Annotated in this window: 14 protein-coding genes; 7 read left to right on the top strand and 7 right to left on the bottom strand. The window is 68.1% G+C overall.

Features of this window, described 5'->3' with window-relative positions:
• The first annotated feature begins 47 nt into the window (after window positions 1-47).
• Complete coding sequence (locus V8Z80_RS16835) at window positions 48-3,989, top strand: FAD/FMN-binding oxidoreductase (protein WP_336062819.1); 3,942 nt, start codon at window positions 48-50, stop codon at window positions 3,987-3,989.
• A gap of 63 nt (window positions 3,990-4,052) precedes the next feature.
• On the opposite strand, the gene V8Z80_RS16840 is transcribed toward V8Z80_RS16835, so the two are convergent.
• From V8Z80_RS16840 to V8Z80_RS16860, 5 genes are read right to left on the bottom strand one after another with little or no spacing between them, the layout of a single operon-like run.
• Window positions 4,053-4,925, bottom strand: a complete 873-nt coding sequence (locus V8Z80_RS16840; RefSeq protein WP_336062820.1) for a phosphonopyruvate hydrolase — start codon at window positions 4,923-4,925, stop codon at window positions 4,053-4,055.
• A gap of 19 nt (window positions 4,926-4,944) precedes the next feature.
• The gene (locus tag V8Z80_RS16845; protein ID WP_336062821.1) at window positions 4,945-6,174 is read right to left on the bottom strand and encodes a pyridoxal phosphate-dependent aminotransferase; all 1,230 of its coding nucleotides are present in this window, start codon (window positions 6,172-6,174) and stop codon (window positions 4,945-4,947) included.
• Window positions 6,171-7,829: an ABC transporter permease gene (locus tag V8Z80_RS16850; protein WP_336062822.1), complete on the bottom strand. Its 1,659-nt coding sequence runs from the start codon at window positions 7,827-7,829 to the stop codon at window positions 6,171-6,173. Before V8Z80_RS16850 ends, V8Z80_RS16845 begins: the two co-directional genes overlap by 4 nt.
• Window positions 7,826-8,887, bottom strand: a complete 1,062-nt coding sequence (locus tag V8Z80_RS16855; RefSeq protein ID WP_336062823.1) for an ABC transporter ATP-binding protein — start codon at window positions 8,885-8,887, stop codon at window positions 7,826-7,828. The genes V8Z80_RS16850 and V8Z80_RS16855 overlap by 4 nt, the downstream gene beginning before the upstream one ends.
• Window positions 8,888-8,933: 46 nt before the next feature.
• The gene (locus V8Z80_RS16860) at window positions 8,934-9,836 is read right to left on the bottom strand and encodes an ABC transporter substrate-binding protein (protein WP_336062824.1); all 903 of its coding nucleotides are present in this window, start codon (window positions 9,834-9,836) and stop codon (window positions 8,934-8,936) included.
• Between the two features lie 186 nt (window positions 9,837-10,022).
• Here V8Z80_RS16860 and V8Z80_RS16865 point away from each other — a divergent pair, with 186 nt between their 5' ends.
• On the top strand, window positions 10,023-10,919 hold the full coding sequence (locus tag V8Z80_RS16865) for a LysR family transcriptional regulator (protein WP_336062825.1): 897 nt from the start codon (window positions 10,023-10,025) through the stop codon (window positions 10,917-10,919).
• A 33-nt stretch (window positions 10,920-10,952) separates the two neighbouring features.
• Here the strand turns inward: V8Z80_RS16865 and V8Z80_RS16870 are convergent, their stop codons facing one another.
• Entirely contained in the window at window positions 10,953-11,942 is a 990-nt protein-coding gene (locus V8Z80_RS16870) for a GntR family transcriptional regulator (protein WP_336062826.1), read from the bottom strand.
• Between the two features lie 46 nt (window positions 11,943-11,988).
• A complete protein-coding gene (locus V8Z80_RS16875; protein ID WP_336062827.1) occupies window positions 11,989-12,756 on the bottom strand; it encodes an SDR family NAD(P)-dependent oxidoreductase in 768 nt (255 codons plus the stop codon).
• Between the two features lie 210 nt (window positions 12,757-12,966).
• Between V8Z80_RS16875 and V8Z80_RS16880 the strand changes: the two genes are divergently transcribed.
• The 5 genes from V8Z80_RS16880 to V8Z80_RS16900 all read left to right on the top strand — a co-directional run bounded on the left by V8Z80_RS16880 (window position 12,967) and on the right by V8Z80_RS16900 (window position 17,703).
• Window positions 12,967-13,710 (top strand): SDR family oxidoreductase, encoded by a 744-nt coding sequence (locus V8Z80_RS16880; RefSeq protein ID WP_336062828.1) that lies wholly within the window; start codon window positions 12,967-12,969, stop codon window positions 13,708-13,710.
• Window positions 13,707-14,804, top strand: coding sequence for an Ldh family oxidoreductase (locus tag V8Z80_RS16885; RefSeq protein ID WP_336062829.1), 1,098 nt, complete (start codon window positions 13,707-13,709; stop codon window positions 14,802-14,804). The genes V8Z80_RS16880 and V8Z80_RS16885 overlap by 4 nt, the downstream gene beginning before the upstream one ends.
• A 46-nt stretch (window positions 14,805-14,850) precedes the next feature.
• Window positions 14,851-15,840: a C4-dicarboxylate TRAP transporter substrate-binding protein gene (locus V8Z80_RS16890; RefSeq protein ID WP_336062830.1), complete on the top strand. Its 990-nt coding sequence runs from the start codon at window positions 14,851-14,853 to the stop codon at window positions 15,838-15,840.
• A 71-nt stretch (window positions 15,841-15,911) separates the two neighbouring features.
• Window positions 15,912-16,412 carry a TRAP transporter small permease gene (locus V8Z80_RS16895; RefSeq protein WP_336062831.1) on the top strand — a complete coding sequence of 167 codons (501 nt, stop codon included), beginning with the start codon at window positions 15,912-15,914 and terminating at the stop codon, window positions 16,410-16,412.
• A gap of 10 nt (window positions 16,413-16,422) precedes the next feature.
• Window positions 16,423-17,703 (top strand): TRAP transporter large permease, encoded by a 1,281-nt coding sequence (locus tag V8Z80_RS16900; protein WP_336062832.1) that lies wholly within the window; start codon window positions 16,423-16,425, stop codon window positions 17,701-17,703.
• The last annotated feature ends 84 nt before the right edge of the window (window positions 17,704-17,787 follow it).

Raw genomic sequence — 17,787 nt, forward strand, 5'->3', positions numbered from 1 at the left:
GCCGGTATGGGTAAAATGGCTCTTTAAGGGCCAATCCCCCTCAGTCCATGAACGCCCCCCTGCCTACCGACCTGCTGCGCGCCGCCACGGCGGCGACCGAACCTGCGCGCCTGCGCGAGATCCCCTACAACTACACCTCGTTCTCCGACCGCGAGATCGTCGGCCGGCTGCTGGGCGAGGACGCGTGGCAGCTGCTGTCGGACCTGCGCGGCGAGCGGCGCACCGGCCGCTCGGCCCGCATGCTCTACGAGGTGCTGGGCGATATCTGGGTGGTGCGCCGCAATCCCTATCTGCAGGACGACCTGCTCGAGAATCCCAAGCGCCGCAAGCTGCTGGTCGAGGCGCTGCACCATCGGCTGCGCGAGATCGACCGGCGCCGCGCCGGCGACGATGCCGGCCGCGACGAAAAGGTGGCTGGCCTGCTGCAGCGCGCGCGCGCGGCCATCGCCGAGTTCGAGCAGCAGTTCGAGCAGACCGCCAAGCTGCGCCGCCAGGTCGTCAAGGTGCTGGGCCGGCATACCGCGCGGGACAACATCAAGTTCGACGGCCTGTCGCGCGTCTCGCACGTTACCGACGCGACCGACTGGCGCGTCGAGTATCCCTTCGTGGTGCTCACCCCCGACCATGAGGACGAGATGGCCGCGCTGGTGCGCGGCTGCATCGAGCTGGGGCTGACCATCGTGCCGCGCGGAGGCGGCACGGGCTACACCGGCGGGGCCATCCCGCTGACCTGGAAATCGGCGGTCATCAACACCGAGAAGCTCGACACGCTCGGACCGGTCGAGTCCTGTCTGCTGCCGGGCCTGTCCGAGCCCGTGGCGGTGGTGCAGGCCGGGGCCGGCGTGGTCACCAAGCGCGTGGCCGAGGCCGCCGAGCGCGCCGGCTACGTCTTTGCGGTCGACCCGACCTCGGCCGAGGCCTCGTGCGTGGGCGGCAACATCGCCATGAACGCCGGCGGCAAGAAAGCCGTGCTGTGGGGCACGGCGCTGGACAACCTGGCTTCCTGGCGCATGGTCGATCCGGACGGCAACTGGCTGGACGTGGTGCGGCTGGACCACAACATGGGCAAGATCCATGACGTGGACGTGGCGCGCTTTGACCTGACCTGGTCCGACGGCCTGGGCAAGCCGGGCGAGCGCGTGCTGCGCACGCAGCGCCTGGAGATCGAGGGCCGGCGCTTTCGCAAGGAAGGCCTGGGCAAGGACGTCACCGACAAGTTCCTGGCCGGGCTGCCCGGCGTGCAGAAAGAGGGCTGCGACGGCCTGATCACCTCCGGGCGCTGGGTGCTGCACCGCATGCCCCGGCACACCCGCACGGTATGCATGGAGTTCTTCGGGCAGGCGCGCGACGCCATCCCGTCCATCGTCGAGGTCAAGCAATACCTGGACGGCGAGGGCCGCCGGCGCGGCGCCATCCTGGCCGGGCTGGAGCACCTGGACGAGCGCTACCTGCGCGCGGTGGGCTACGCCACCAAGAGCCGCCGCGGCGAACTGCCCAAGATGGTGCTCATCGGCGACATCGTGGGCGATGACGAGGACGCGGTGGCCGCCGCCGCCAGCGAAGTCGTGCGCCTGGCCAATACCCGCCATGGCGAAGGCTTCGTGGCCGTCAGCGCCGAGGCCCGCAAGAAGTTCTGGCTGGACCGCTCGCGCACCGCCGCCATCGCGCGCCACACCAACGCCTTCAAGATCAACGAAGACGTGGTGATCCCGCTGGACCGCATGGGCGAATACACCGACCATATCGAGCGCATCAACATCGAGCTGTCCACGCGCAACAAGCTGCGCCTGCTCGATGCGCTGCAAGCGTACCTGGACGGGCCGCTGGCGGTGGCCAAGCCCGATCCGGGCGAGGAAGACGCGCAGGCGCGCGCCGAGCTGCTGGACGAGCGCGTGCGCCGCGCCCATGAGCTGCTCATGGGCGTGCGCGCCCGCTGGCAGTGGCTGCTGGACAACCTGGACCTGCCGCTGCGGGCGGCGCTGGCGCAGCTGCCCGACATCGGCCTGGCCCACCGCGTGCCCGAGCTGGATGCCCGGCTGGCCAGCCAGCCCGAGGCGCGCGTGTTCGACGTGGTGCAGGACCGCACCTTGCGGGTCTCCTGGAAGACCGAGGTGCGCGCCGAGCTCGAGCACATCTTCGGCGGCGCCGACTGCGCGCCGGTGCTGGCCGAGGCCCAGGCCATCCATGACCGCGTGCTCAAGAGCCGCGTGTTCGTGGCGCTGCACATGCATGCCGGCGACGGCAACGTGCACACCAACATCCCGGTCAACTCCGACGACTACGGCATGCTGCAAGAGGCCAACCGCACGGTCGAGCGCATCATGCAGATCGCGCGCGACCTGGACGGCGTGATCTCGGGCGAGCACGGCATCGGCCTGACCAAGTACGAGTTCCTGACCGAGGAAGAACTGGCACCTTTCCAGCACTACAAGCGCCAGGTCGATCCGCGCGGCCACTTCAATGCCGGCAAGCTCATGCCGGGAGCCGACCTGCGCCATGCCTGGACGCCCAGCTTCAACCTGCTGGGCCACGAATCGCTGATCATGCAGCAAAGCGAGATCGGCTCGATCTCGCATTCCATCAAGGACTGCCTGCGCTGCGGCAAGTGTAAGCCGGTGTGCGCCACGCACGTGCCGCGCGCCAACCTGCTGTATTCGCCGCGCAACAAGATCCTGGCCACCTCGCTGCTGGTCGAGGCCTTCCTGTACGAAGAGCAGACCCGGCGCGGCGTGAGCCTCAAGCACTGGGAAGAATTCGAGGACGTGGCAGACCATTGCACCGTCTGCCACAAGTGCTACAACCCCTGTCCGGTGGACATCGACTTCGGCGACGTGTCCATGAACATGCGCGCGCTGCTGCGCCGCATGGGCAAGAAGTCGTTCAATCCCGGCACCGCGGCGGCCATGTTCTTCCTGAACGCCAAGGACCCGCGCACCATCAACGCCACGCGCCAGGCCATGGTGGGCGTGGGCTACAAGGCCCAGCGCATGGCCAACGACCTGCTGGCCAAGGTGGCGCGCAAGCAGACCGCCGCGCCGCCGGCCACGGTGGGCCGCGCGCCCATGCGCGAGCAGGTGGTGCACTTCGTCAACAAGAAGATGCCCGGCGGGCTGCCCAAGCAAAGCGCGCGCAAGCTGCTGGACATCGAAGACGCCAACTACGTGCCCATCATCCGCGACCCGCGCACGACCACGGCCGACACCGAGGCCGTGTTCTATTTCCCGGGCTGCGGCTCCGAGCGGCTGTTCTCGCAGGTGGGCCTGGCCACGCAGGCCATGCTCTGGCATGCGGGCGTGCAAACCGTGCTGCCCCCGGGCTACCTGTGCTGCGGCTACCCGCAGCGCGGCAACGGCATGACGGACAAGGCCGAGAAGATCATCACCGACAACCGCGTGCTGTTCCACCGGGTGGCCAACACGCTGAACTACCTGGACATCAAGACCGTGGTGGTCAGCTGCGGCACCTGCTACGACCAGCTGGCCGGCTACGAATTCGACAAGATCTTCCCGGGCTGCCGCCTGATCGACATCCACGAATACCTGCTGGAAAAAGGCATCAAGCTCGAAGGCGCGCAGGGCGTGCGCTACATGTACCACGACCCCTGCCACACGCCCATGAAGCTGCAGGACCCGATGAAGACCGTCAAGTCGCTGGTGGGCGAGGGCGCCATCAAGACCGAGCGCTGCTGCGGCGAGTCGGGCACGCTGGCGGTCACGCGGCCGGACATCTCCACGCAGGTGCGCTTTCGCAAGGAAGAAGAGCTGCGCAAGAACACCGCCACGCTGCGCGAGGACGGCTATTCGGGCGAGCTAAAGGTGCTGACCTCGTGTCCGTCCTGCCTGCAGGGCCTGTCGCGCTACGGCGAGGACACCGGCGCGCAGGCCGACTACATCGTGGTCGAGATGGCGCGCCACATCCTGGGGCCCGACTGGCTGCAGGAATACGTGGCGCGCGCCAACGGGGGCGGGATCGAGCGGGTGCTGGTGTAGGGCTTTGCTGTCCGTCCCAGCCGCGCGGGGGGGGGCTGGCCGGGCCCGCCCGCGCCGGCTGCCTTATCTCAGATAGCGCGCTTCCACCTTGCGCATGGCTTCGTCGCCCTGCAGCGCGATGATCTCCGCGACCGAAGGCAGGGCTGCATCCACCTGGCGCAGGCCGCCTTCGGCGCGGATCTGCGCGAACACCTTGCGCATGGCGCCTACCGCTGCCCGGATCGCATGGTTGCCGTAGATGACCACGCCCACCTTGCCCAGGGCTGCGATGTCGGCCTCGGTCAACTGCGGGTAGGCGGTGGGCACCAGCACCAGCGGCGTCTTGCCGGGCCAGGCGCGCGCGAAGGCCAGGATTTCGTCCGGCGTCTTCTGCTTGGAGTGGATCAGGATCGCATCGGCGCCCGCCTCTTCATAGGCCAGCCCGCGCCGGATGGCCTCATCCTGGCCCAATCCGGCGATCAAGGCCTCCACCCGCGCCACCACGACGAAACGCTTGTCCTTGCGCGCGTCGGCAGCCGCGGCGATCTTGCCCTGGAATTCCTCGATGCGCACCAGCTCCTGGCGGCCGCCGGCGCGCAGGCTGGTGTCCTTGGGGAAAGTCTTGTCTTCCATCACGATTGCCGAGGCCCCGGCCGCCTCGTACTGCGGCACGACGTAGTGCACGTTGACCGCGTTGCCGAAGCCCGTGTCTATATCCGCGATCAGCGGGACCGTCACCACGGAGGCGATGGCCCGCATCATCTCCAGGTGCGCGCCCATGGACAGGATATTTGCGTCCGGTACTGCGTAGCTGGCCGATAGTTCGAAGCCGCTACCCCAGATCCCGTCAAAGCCTGCTTCCTGCGCCAGGACGGCGGCCAGCGGGTTGTGGGCCGCCATTGCGGTAAACAGCCTGCCGCTGTCCAGCGCGGCACGCAAGGTTTCGTTCTTGTTCATGGCATGTTCCTTTTGCCGGTTAGCGCAATTGCGCGCAAGCATCGCCGATGCGGGCCATCGCTTCGTCGAGCTCCGCGTCCGAAGCCGCGTAGGAAACCCGGAAATGTCCCGGCAGCTCGAAGGCCGACCCCGGCACGACGGCCACGCCCGCCACGCGCAGCAGGTAAAGCGCCAAGTCGGCGTCGCTCTCGATCGTCTGTCCCGATTCGTCGCGCCGCCCCAACAGGCCCTGGCAGCTGGGAAAGGCATAGAAGGCGCCTGGCGGCAGGTCGCAGGCCACTCCGTCGATGCCGTTGAGCCGGGCCACCACCGCGTCCCGACGGCGGCGGAAAGCCTGGAGAAATCCGGGCAGGAAATCCATCGGGCCGTCCAGCGCGGCGATGGCGGCGGCCTGGCTGATCGAGCTGGTATGGGAGGTCGATTGGGACTGGACCAGGTTCATTGCCTTGATCAGCTCCGCCGGCCCGGCGCCAAAGCCCACCCGCCATCCGGTCATGGCATAGGCCTTGGATACGCCGTTGATGGTCAGGGTGCGCGCGGCCAGTTCGGGCGAGACCGCGGCTGGCGTGGCGAAAGGCGTATCCTCGTAGCGGATCTTCTCGTAAACGTCGTCGGCCATGACCCATACCTGCGGGTGGCGCGACAGCACCTGGGCCAGGGCGAGCAGTTCCTGCCGGGTATAGACCGCGCCGCTGGGATTGGACGGCGAGTTGAGCATCAGCCACTTGGTGCGTGCGGTGATCGCCCCTTGCAGTCGAGCGGCGGTGAGCTTGAACCCGGTCGAGGCGCCGCAGCGCACGATCACGGGCGTGCCGCCGGCCAGCCGCACCATTTCCGGGTAGGACACCCATGCGGGCACCGGCACGACGACCTCGTCGCCAGGATCCAGGGTGGCCTGCAGCGCGTTGTAGAGTAATTGCTTGGCGCCGCAGCCCACCTGGATCTGGTCCACGCCGTAGACCAGACCGTTGTCGCGCTCGAACTTGCGCGCCACCGCTTCGCGCAAGGCCAGGGTGCCGGCCACGTCGGTGTAGCGCGATTCGTTGCGGTCGATGGCGGCCTTGGCGGCTTCCCGCACGTGCCGGGGGGTGGGAAAGTCCGGTTCGCCCTGGCTCAGGGTGATGACGCTGCGGCCCTCGCGCTTGAGCTGGTTGGCCAGGCGCGTCATTTCCTTGGTGGCCGAGGGCTTGGCTCCGCGCACGCGGCCCGAGAGCAATGCATGCGAGGGGGCATGGCTTGTTTCTGTCATTGGAGGGATCCCACCTTGAGCTTGAAAACCCAGCGCGCCAGCGCCAGGGGAACAAAGATCGTCAGCAGCAGCACCAGGCTGTAGGCGCATGCCAGGGCCAGGCGGCCGCTGTCTATCTGCTGGAAGACTTCGATGGGCATGGTGTTCATGCCGCCGAAATAAAGCACCACGGTGGCCGAGAGCTCCGAGAGGGTGGTGACCCACATCAGGACGGCCGCGGCGACCACCGAAGGTCCGATGACGGGTAGCACCACCCGCCAGAAGCTGCGCAAGGGGCTGACGCCCAGGCTCATCGAGGCTTCCTCTATGGAATCCTTGAGGTTGTGCAGGGGACCGGCGGCGGCGCGCACGCTGGTGGGCACGCGCCGCAGGAAATAGGCCAGCGCCATGATCACCCAGCTGCCGGTCAGCACCAGCCAGCCGCTGTTGAAGGCGTTGATCAGGGCAATGCCCAGGACGGTTCCAGCGATGGTCAGCGGCAGCATCACCAGCACGTCGAGGGCGTGCGTAAGCATCGACCGCCGCTTGACGATCAGGTACGCGCTGGCGATGGAAAACACGATCCCGGCCGCTGTCGCGATGGACGCGAGAAACAGCGAGTTGTACAGAGGTTCGGGCGCGCGAACCATCGCGTGCTGCACGTGCGCCAGCGTAAAGCCGCCATAGCGCAGCACCGGCCCTACCGATGGTGTGAAGGCAGTTACCACGACCACCAGCGCCGGCAGCAGGGACAATGCCACGATGCCCAGCACCGCCGCACTGGCAAGCACCGCGCGCCAGCCCGCAATGGGTTGCGCATGCGGGCTGCGACCCGGTTCCATCTGGAACTGGCGTCGTTCCACCACCAGCTTCTGCACCAGCAGCAGTCCCGCGCCCAAGAACACCAGCAGGCAGGCCATGGTCGTCTGCATCTGCGGATTGCCGCCCATTTCGCTGACGAACTCGTTATAGGCCCTGACGGCCAATACCGGGGTGCGCGCACCCAGGACCGCCGGCACGCCGAAGCTGCCGATGACATGAGTGAAAACGATCAGCGCGCCGGCGAAGGCGCTGGGCAAGAGCAGCGGCAGCGTAACGCCGCCCAGCACCCGGCTCATCGGGCGGCCCAGGCTCTGCGCGGCTTCTTCCAGGCTGCGGTCCATCGATTTCAGGCCCACCAGCACCGCCACGAAGGCGTACACGTAGTTGTTCAGGGTCATGACGAAGACCAATCCCCACCACGAGTAGAGCGAGGGCAGTTCCACGCCCAGCGGCGCCAGCAGGGCGTTGACCAGTCCCTGGCGCCCCAGCAGCAGCACCCAGGCCGCGGCCACCACGACATCCGGTATCACCAGGGTGACCAGGGGCAAGGCCGTGACCAGCCCGGCCAGCGGGAAACGCCAGCGCGCCACCACGAGTGCCAGCGCGCCTCCCACCAGCATCGATGTCGTCGTGACGGCCGCTCCCAATATCAACGTATTGAAGAAGACCTCGCGGTACGAAGCATCGGAGAAGAACCGGACATAGCCGTCCAGGCCGGCCCGGCCGTCCGGGCCGATCAGGGATTTGCCCAGCATGCCGGCCAGCGGCCAGATCAGGAAGATCGCCAGTAGCCCGAGGGCCAGGACGGCTGTCGTCAGCCATGCGGGATCGCGTCGAAGGTTGCCCAGCATCATGATGCCCGCACGATCCGCGCATCGCGCGGCAAGTCCAGAGTGACGGCTTCGCCCCGCGCGCGCAGACGCCCATGCTGCGTGGTGCGCAGGTCCACCCGCAGCGCGCCGGCAGCCGTGCGGACCGTGTAGCCGGTGATGCTGCCGCGAAATTCCACGTGCTCGATCACGCCCGCGATCTGGCCTTCGACCGCGCGGCTGTCCGGCCCGAACTGCATTTCTTCGCTGCGCACGGCAAGCTGCGCGCCCGCGTTTACCGAAACATCGCAGCGGGTCAGGACGATGCCGGCGGCCGTGCGCAGCCGGCGCAGGCCGTCGGCGGGCGGCAGCTCCTGCTCGATGGGGATCAGATTGGCGCTGCCCACGAAATCGGCGACGAAGGCCGTGCGCGGATGCGCATAGATTTCCCGCGGTTCGCCCGTCTGGACGATGCGGCCGCGGTCCATCACCGCGACCAGGTCGGACATGGCCAGCGCTTCCTCCTGGTCGTGGGTCACGAACACGGTCGTGATGCCGGCTTCGGTCTGCAGGTCCCGGATCATGCTGCGCAGTTCGACGCGCAGCTTGACGTCCAGCGCCGATAGGGGCTCGTCCAGCAGCAGCAGCCTGGGCTCGATGACCAGGGCGCGCGCCATCGCCACCCGCTGGCGCTGGCCGCCGGACAGGCCTGCCGGCGCGCGGTCGGCGAATGCCTCCAGGCCCACGCGCTGCAGCATGTGCAAGGCCCGGTCGCGCGCCTGGGAGCGGGGCACGTTGCGTGCCGCCAGTCCGTAGCAGACGTTGTCCAGCACCGAACGGTCGGGAAAGAGCGCATAGTCCTGGAACACCATGCCCACGCCGCGCCGGTGCACCGGCACGTCCGTGACATCGTCATTGCCGAACAGGATCTGCCCCGAATCCGGGCGGACAAAACCGCCCAGCATCCGCAGCAAGGTCGTCTTGCCGCACCCGGACGGTCCCAGCAGCGTGAAGAACTTGCCGCTGGGGATGACCAGGTCCAGATCCTGGAAGAGCTTGTGCCGTCCATAGCTCTGGGCGATGGACCTGAATGAAACCTGCATGTTCCGGCCTTCTATGTGAGGTTTGCCATTGCGCGGCGACCCGCGCTCAGCGCGCGTTGACCAGTTGGCGCCATTGAGACAGGAAGGCCGAACGCTCCGCGGCCATCCGCGCATCGTCCAGCGGCACCAGCGCGATGCTCGAGAGCGCGGGCAGATCCGACAGAGCGGCCACGTCGATGTCCTGGCGCAAGGGGCGGCGGTATGCGCTTTTGAATATCTCGGTTTGCGCCTGGCGCGATGCCAGGAATTCGTAAAGCTTGCGGGCCGGCTGCGGATTCTTGCCGCCCTTGATCAGGGCCATGCCTTCTGGAGAGAGGAAGGTTCCTTCGGCCGGATAGACCAGTTCGATGTCCTTGAGTCCGCCGGCCACATACTCGTAGGCGGCATATTCCATGGTCACCGCGACGGCGAATTCGCCCTTGGCCACGCCTTCGTAGGCCGCCGAGGTAGTGCCCACGATTACCGCATTGCGCGCCACCTGCGCCAGGACCTCTTCGCCGAGCAGGCGGCGCAGGCCATACAGGGCAACGAAGGAGGCACTGCTGCGCTCCGGATCGGGAATGACGATCCTGCCTTTCCATTTCGGTTCGCCCAGTTCGGCCCAGCTCTTGGGCGGCAGGTCTTTTCCGAGTTGCCGCCGGTTGACCATCAGCACGGTCACGTGCGTGTTCGTGCCCAGCCACAGGCCGTCGGGGTTGCGGTAGGCAGGGGGGATCGCCTCGGCTTGTGGCGATCGATACGGCTCGAATAGCTCGTGGAATTCGCCCAAGGTGGACAGCCCGCCGGACCAGAAGAGGTCGCCCAGCGGGTTGGCCGCCTCGGCCTTGATGCGCTGCATCAGCGCACCCGTGCCGGCGCGTACCACCGATACCCGGATCCGGGGATACTCCTTGGCGAACGCGCCCAGGACGCGGTTCACGGTTTCCACGTTATTGGAGGAGTACAGCACCACCTGGTCCGCCCAGGCAGGACGCGCCAGCCATGGGGAGGCAATGAGCAGAACGCATAATACAAGTAGTCTTTTTGTCACGAGAATTCCCCTTATGAGGGCTGTTGGTCGAACAACCCATTCTCTATATTGACCTTTGGGGCGCAATCGTGGCTAGATGACAGTATTCTTGTTATTGATCACACAATGCGTTTTACTCATAAGAACGCCACCAGTTTTCCCTTGGTCGCCTTGCGGGCGTTCACTACCGTGGGCCGCTACAAAAGCTTCACGCGCGCCGCCGGTGTGCTGGGCGTCACGCAGGGCGCGATCAGCCGCCACGTCGCCACGCTGGAGTCCTTCGCCGATTGCCGGCTGTTCGTGCGCAAGGGTTCGTCCATCGAATTTACGCCCGAGGGGCTGCAGCTGTTCGAGGCGGTCAAGGACGCCATGTCCACCATCGAGTTGACGATGCAGTTGCTGGCCCAGCGGGGACGCCAGCATGACCGGCTGCGGGTCAGGACTTCCATGCCCAGCTTCGCGATGACGGTGGTGGTGCCTTCGCTGGGCGATTACCTGGCCCGGCATGGCGTGCAGGTCGATGTCATCACTTCCTTGTCCCCGCCGCAGGCGGGCGACGATTTCGACGTGCTGATCACCCGCGACTTGAGCCTGCCCGGCACGGAAAGCTGGGAGTTGGTACGCGAGGAACTCGTGTGCGTGGCCTCGCCCGCCCTGGTGGCCGCACACCAGGCCCAGGCCGGGGAAACGTGGCCGATGGTGGCGGCCAGGTCCCGGCCTGACATGGTGGCTACCTGGGCCCTGGGCGCGGACAGGGTGCCCGAGCACCTGCGGGTGCTGGCGACCTACGACCACCTGTTCCTGGCGATCACCGCCGCCGTCGGCGGCGCAGGGTTCCTGGTGGCGCCGCACCTGCTCGTCATGGACCAGCTGCGCGCTGGCGCCTTGGTGCTGGCCGACGAGCGCAGGATCCCGTCGGGCGCCAGCTACGTCGCCTACCTGCACGCGCGCAGCGCCCATGCCCAGGCCGCCAGGCAGTTCTGCCGCTGGCTCAAGGGACGCTTGCGCGAGGGCCGGCCTTGAAATGGCGCGCGCCCCTGCGTTCGCGCCGGCTTTCTACAACCGCCTCAAATAAGGCAGCTCTTCCGGCACGAACTGCCCCGCAAACGCCTCGATGCGCATAATGGCGCGGCTGCTCGATCCTTGCAGGTGACGCTTGAGCAACTGGGCGGCCGCGGCGGGCCGGCCCGCGCGCAGGCTTTGGACGATCTCAAGGTGCTCGGCCAGGAAAGGCTCGGTCGGAAACAGGCGCGGCATCCAGTTGTAGAGATAGCGGTGGGCGATCAGCAGCGATTGCGGCAGCGCCAGCGCCTGCATCATCGTCTGCTTGCCGCAGTACGACAGCAAGGTAACGTGCAGCTCCTGCTCCAGGCTGTCCAGCAAGGGGCCGTCGATGGTCCTGGGATGCGCGATGGCCTGCTGCAGGTGCCTGGCCATTTGGTCGAGCAGGCCCGGCGGCAGCTTGCCGTAGGCATCGCGCAGCACCGCGGGCTCGATCAGGCCGCGCAGTTCGTACAGCTGGCCGACGTGTTCGGGCGTCAGGGCGGGCGCCAGCCAGCGCGAGCTTTCGTCCTTGCGCAGCAGCCCCTGCTGCTGCAGCCTGCCGATCACGTCGCGCGCTACCGTGCGGCTGACCTGGTAGTGGCGGGCAAGCATGGCCTCGTTGACCTGCCAGCCCGCAAAAGAGGTGCGCGCGGCGATCTGGCTTTCGACCTCCGCATAAATGGGCGCCCAGCTGGGCCGGGCCTGCAGGCGCAAGTCCGGTCCGGCCTCATGCGCGCGCGACGCGGCGCTGGCGCCGTGGCGCGGCGGCCTGCCCGGCGCCAAGGCGCGCACCGCATAGCCGCGGCCGGGGAGCTTATCGAGCAGGCCCTCGGCCTGCAGGGCCTGCAGCGCCTGCCGCGCCGGCGCGCGGCTGATGCCGAACTGCGCGGCCACGCCCGATTCGAGCACCCGGTCGCCGGCCGGCAGCTTGCCCTCGCGGATCTGCGAGGCCAGGATATCGAAGGCTCGCTGGTAGAGCCGCGCGGCTGCGCCTTTGGTCATGGATGGTCCGGGGCCGGTCTTGCCGCGATTCTATGCGAGCCGCCGCTCAGATGCCCGAGCTCAGGTAGCCGCCATCGACGCGCAGCGTGGCGCCGTTGACGAAAGCCGCCGCGGGCGAGGCCAGGTAGATCGCCGCGCCGACCAGCTCGTCGACCTCGCCCATCCGTCCCATGGCGCTGCGCCGGGCGGCTTCTTCCTTGCGGGCCTGAGGCATGCGCTCGCGGTTCAGCTCGGTCGGGAAAAAGCCCGGCGCAATGGCGTTCACGCGCACGCCCTGGCCGCCCCATTCGGCGGCGAAGGTCTGCGTCAGGCCCGCCACGCCCCATTTGCTGGCGCAATAGGCCGCGCCCTGGGACCAGCCGGTGTGAGCGGAAAGCGAGGTGATGTTGATGATCGCGCCCGCGCCTCGCCCGAGCATGCGTTTGCCGAAGGCGACGCAGGAGAAATAGACGCTCTTGAGATTGGTGTCGAGGATGGCGTCGTATTCGGCCTCGGTGGTCTGGATGGCCGGCTTGATGGCAAGGGTGCCCTGGCAATTGACCAGGATGTCCACGGGGCCATGCGACTGGTCGAGCCGGGCGGCCAGCGCCTCCAGTTCGCCGACCTGGCGGGCGTCCAGCGTGTGGACGGCGTCGTCGCCGGCCCGCAGCGCCTGCGCCACGCGCAGCAGCTTGGCGCGGTCGCGCCCGGCCAGCAGCACGCGGGCGCCGGCCTTGGCCATGCCCTGGGCCAGCGCCGCGCCGATGCCGCCGCCCGCGCCGATGACCAGCGCGGTACGGCCGGCCAGCGAGAAATCCTGCATGTCGAAACCCATCTGCTGCTCCTGAAGGCGCTGCCGGGCCATGGCGGCCCGGCCGGTGCGGCGCGCGCAAAAACCGATTGCCAGCCGCGCGATTAATGTTTAGTGTACGCATTAGACGTTTTAAGGCGCAAGCGCGCAGGCCGTCGCGCTGGCGCGGATTCGGACAAACCATCCAGAAAAACCATCAGGGCGCCCTCGCCCCAAGGTGGCAGGAGACAGGACATGGCGGCTCGTCTGCAAGGAAAACGCGCGCTCGTGACCGGCGCCGGCCAGGGCATAGGCCGGGCCATCGCCCTGGCCATGGTCCAGGAGGGCGCCTCGGTGCTGGCCACCAGCCGCAGCGGCGCCAAGCTTGCCGACCTTCCCTCGCTCGATGCCCGCATAGAAACCGCCGCGCTGGACGTTACCGACGAGCAGGCCGTGGCGCGCACCGTGCAGGCCGCCGGCCAGATCGACGTGCTGGTCAATTGCGCCGGCCTAGTCCTGAACGGCACCGTCCTGGATTGCTCCTTGCAGGACTGGCGGCGCAGCATCGACCACAACGCCACGGGGGTCTTCCTGATGACGCGGGCGGCCCTGCCCGTGATGCTGCGCCGCCGCGGCGGGGCCATCGTCAATGTGGCCTCGGTGGCCTCCAGCCTGGCGGGCGTGGCCAACCGGGCGGCCTACGGGGCCAGCAAGGCCGCGGTCATCGGCCTGACCAAGGCCGTCGCGCGCGACTTCATTGCCCAGGGACTGCGCTGCAATGCCCTGTGTCCCGGCACCACGGATACGCCCTCGCTGCAGGAACGCATACAGTCCAGTCCCGACAGCGAGCGGGCGCGCCGCGAATTCATCGCGCGCCAGCCCATGGGCAGGCTGGGCACGGTGCAGGAGATGGCCGCCGCGGCGGTCTTCCTGGCCAGCGACGAATCGGCATTCATGACGGGCAGCGTGCTCGTCATCGACGGAGGACAGACGCTGTGAACGATCGCGCCCATGCCCGCCCCGCAGCCGCCATCGACGCGCTGCGGGCCTTCTGCGTGCAGGCCTTGCTGGCCGCCGGGGCCGACGAGCCCACCGCCGATGCCGCCGCGCGGGCCATGATGCATGCCAGCCGCCTGGGCGTGGACAGCCACGGGGTACGCCTGCTGCCGCACTACATCCAGGCCATCGAGGGCGGACGCGTGAACGGCCGGCCCAGGCTGTCCTTGACGCAGCAGGCCGCGTCGGTGGCCGTGCTCGATGCCGACGATGCCCACGGCGCGCTGGCCACTTACCGAGGGATGGAGCAGGCGGTGGCGCTGGCCGGCCGGCAAGGCATAGGCGCCGTGGCCATCCGCAACTCCTCGCATTTCGGCCCGGCCGGCGCCTACGCGCTGCACGCGGCGCAGTCCGGCTGCATCGGCCTGGTCTTTTGCAATTCGGACAGCTTCGTGCGCCTGCACGACGGCGCCTCGCGCTTTCACGGCACCAATCCGATCGCCTGCGCCGTGCCGGCGGGCAGCGGCGATCCCTGGCTGCTGGACATGGCGACCAGCGCGATACCTTACAACCGCGTGCGGCTTTACCAGAGCCTGGGGCTGCCCTTGCCGCAGGCCGTGGCCTCGGACGAGCGGGGCCGCGATGTGCGCGATGCGGCGCAGGTCGACATGCTCGCGCCGCTGGGCGGCGAGTTCGGCTTCAAGGGCGCCGCCCTGGCAGGGCTGGCCGAGATCCTGAGCGCGGCCCTGAGCGGCATGAAGTTCAGCAGCGAGATCGCGCCGATGGCCGGTCCGGATTTCTCCACGCCCCGCGGGCTGGGGGCATTCGTGATGGCCATCGATCCGCGCGCCTTCCTGCCGGCGGACCTGTTCCAAGCCGCCATGACGCGTTACCTGCAGGCGCTGCGCAGTTCGCCGGCGCGCGAAGGCGCGGCCGTGCTGGCGCCGGGTGACCGCGAGTGGGCGGTGGCGCGCGAGCGGGCCGCGCACGGCGTACCGGTGGATCCCGATACCGAGGCCGCGTTCCGGCAGCTGTCGGAACGCTTCGGCCTGCCCCTGCCTTTCGGCCCGGCCGAGGGCAAGACATTACCTGGCTGAAGCACCGTTCCCGCGCGGGCCGCGCGCATCTCAAGAGGAAAAGATCATGGCTTATCCATCGAGCATCCTGGCATCCCTGCTCTCGGCGCTGGCCCTGGCCAGCGCGGCCCTGCCGGCCGCCGCGCAGGAGAAGTTCGTCTTGCGGTTCAATCACGTGCTGGGCCCCAGCGAGCCCTTCCACAAGGGCTTTACCGAATGGGCCAAGCGCGTCGAGGAGCGCACCAACGGCGGCTTGAAGATCGACGTGTTCCATAGCGCGCAGCTGGGCGTGGAGGAGGACATCATCGAGCAGATCAGGCAGGGCGCCAATATCGGCCAGAACACCGATGCGGCCCGGCTGGGCAATTACCTGCAGCCCCTGGCGGTCATGAACGGGCCGTACCTGGTCTCGTCGCTGGACGAGGTCTGGCGCCTGTCCGAATCCAAAACGGTGCAGGGCTGGCTGGACGAGCTGGCCGCCAAGCAGGGCATCAAGGTGCTGTGCTTCGACTGGGTCCAGGGGTTCCGGCATTTCTTCACCAACAAGCCCGTGCGCAAGCCCGAGGATCTGCGCGGGCTGCGCATCCGCACCCCGCCCGCGCCGATCTGGCAGGAATCCATCCGCGCGCTGGGCGCCGCGCCCACCTCGATGGCCTTCGGCGACATGTATCCCGGGCTGCAGCAGCGCGCCATCGACGGGGTGGAGCTGGTCTACGCCAACATCCCGGGCGGGCGCTTCTACGAAGTGCTCAAGTACGCCAACGAGACGGCGCACATCATGCTGATCAATTTCGAGGTGGTCAGCGCCAAGTGGTTCGACAAGCTGCCGGCCGAGTACCAAGCCGCGCTGACCGAGGAATGCCGCACGGTGGGCCGCCAGACCTCGCAGGCGCTGGCCGAGATGAACGACAAGATCAAGGACGACGTGCGCGGCCGCGGCATGCAGATCGTCGAGGACGTGGACCTGCAGGCGTTTCGCCAGGCCGGCGCGCAGGCCTACGAGAAGCTGGGCCTGACACAGGCCAAGCAGCAGGTGGACGCCGACCTGGGACGCTAGGAGCCAGCCCGGCGCCGGCCGCGCGTGCCCGGGGCCGGGCCGGGCCGCCAATCATTGCAGGAGTGCCCAAGATGCGCAGCGTATACGAGTGGATAGGGCGGATCGAGGCCGCCGTGGCCGGCATCCTGCTGGTGGCGATGGTGGCCCTGGTCCTGCTGGGCGGGTTGGCCCGGCTGGCGGCGCACCCCTTGAACTGGACCATGGACTTCGCCACCTGCTTTTTTGCCTGGGCCTGCTTCCTGTGCGCGGACATCGCCTGGCGCCGCGATGCGCTGATGTCCATCGGTCTGCTGACCGAGCGCCTGTCCGGGCGCGCGCGGCAAGCGCTAGGCTACTGCAATCACCTCATACTCTGCGCTTTCCTGGCCTATCTGGTGATCGCCGGCACCAGCCTGGCCTGGACCAGCCGCAACCGCAGCTTCCAGGGCATACCCGAGATCAGCTATTCGTGGGTGACGGCCAGCCTGCCGGTCGGCGGGGCCCTGTTGCTGCTGACCACCGTGGTGAAGATGCTGGACATGCGCCGCGCTGGTGCACCGGCCGGCCCCGCCGCGCCGGCCCGGCAAGCCTGAGGAGCCGTCCATGCTTATCGTCGTGCTGGCTTTCCTGGTCCTCATGCTCATCGGCATGCCGGTGGCGTTCGCCATAGGCATCGCCGGCGTGCTGTATTTCGTGCAGCACCCCGAGCTGCCGGCCACCATCCCCATCCAGCAGACCATCTCGCAAACGCAGAACTTCGCGCTGCTGGCCATTCCGCTGTTCATCATGGCGGGCAACCTGCTCAATGCCTCGGGCATCACCGCGCGGCTGCTGGACCTGGCCACGGTGCTGGCCGGCCGTCTCAAGGGCGGGCTGGCGCAGGTCTCTCTGGTGCTGTCGTTGCTGATGGGCGGCGTATCGGGCTCGGCCATCGCCGATGCCGCGATGCAAAGCCGCATGCTCGGGCGCGAGATGATGGCGCGCGGCATGTCGCGCGGCTTCACCGCCGCGGTGCTCTCGTTCGGCTCGCTGCTCACGCCGATGATTCCCCCGGGCCTGGGGCTGATCATCTATGGCACGATCGGGCAGGTTTCGATCGGCCGGCTGTTCGCCGCCGGGCTGCTGCCCGCGGTCCTGCTGTGGGCGGCGCTGGCCGCCGCGGTATGGCTCACCGCCAGGCGGCGCGGCTATCCGCCGGCCCGGCAGCACCGCGTGGGCCGCGCCGAGGTCTTGCATGCCTTGCGGGGCGGCATTTGGGCGCTGCTGTTTCCGGTCATCCTGCTGCTGGGCCTGCGCTTTGGCATCTTCACCCCTTCGGAGATCGGCGCCTTCGCCGTCCTGTATGCCGTGCTGATCGGCCTGCTGGCCTATCGCAAGCTGAACCGCGGCTCGTTTCTGGAGGCCATGCAAAGCACGCTGGCGGACGTGGGCTCGGTCATGTTCATCATCGCGCTGTCTGCGGTGTTCACCTACGGCATGGTGCTGGACCGCGTGCCCGAGCTGGTTTCGGGCGCGCTGCTGGGCGTTAGCGAGAACCTGGGCGTCGTGATGGCCCTTGTCGTGGCGTTGACCGTGGCCGGCGGCTTTTTCATCGACGCCACCGTGCTCATCATCATGCTTACACCCATCTTCCTGCCACTGGTGCAAAGCCTGGGCGGCGATCCGGTGCACTTCGGCGTGGTCTTCGTCATCGCCGCCACGATAGGCAACTTCACGCCGCCCGTGGGCGCTGCCATGTTCGCGGTGTGCTCGGTGCTCAAGTGCCCCGTGGGAGAATACACCCGCGCATCGATGCCTTTGCTCGCGGCCGTGGTGCTGGCCACGCTGGCGCTGGTATTCGTCCCCGGCCTGGTGCTGTTCGCGCCCGATGTGTTGTTCAACTGAGCGCGCCGGCCTTCGGACGGAAGGCCGGCGCGTCTCGACCCTCTACAGCATCCACTGCGGCAGCCAAGTGGCCATGCCCGGCAC

Origin of the sequence: Orrella sp. JC864 (genome assembly GCF_037026685.1) — a bacterium.
Classification (GTDB): Bacteria; Pseudomonadota; Gammaproteobacteria; order Burkholderiales; family Burkholderiaceae_B; genus Orrella.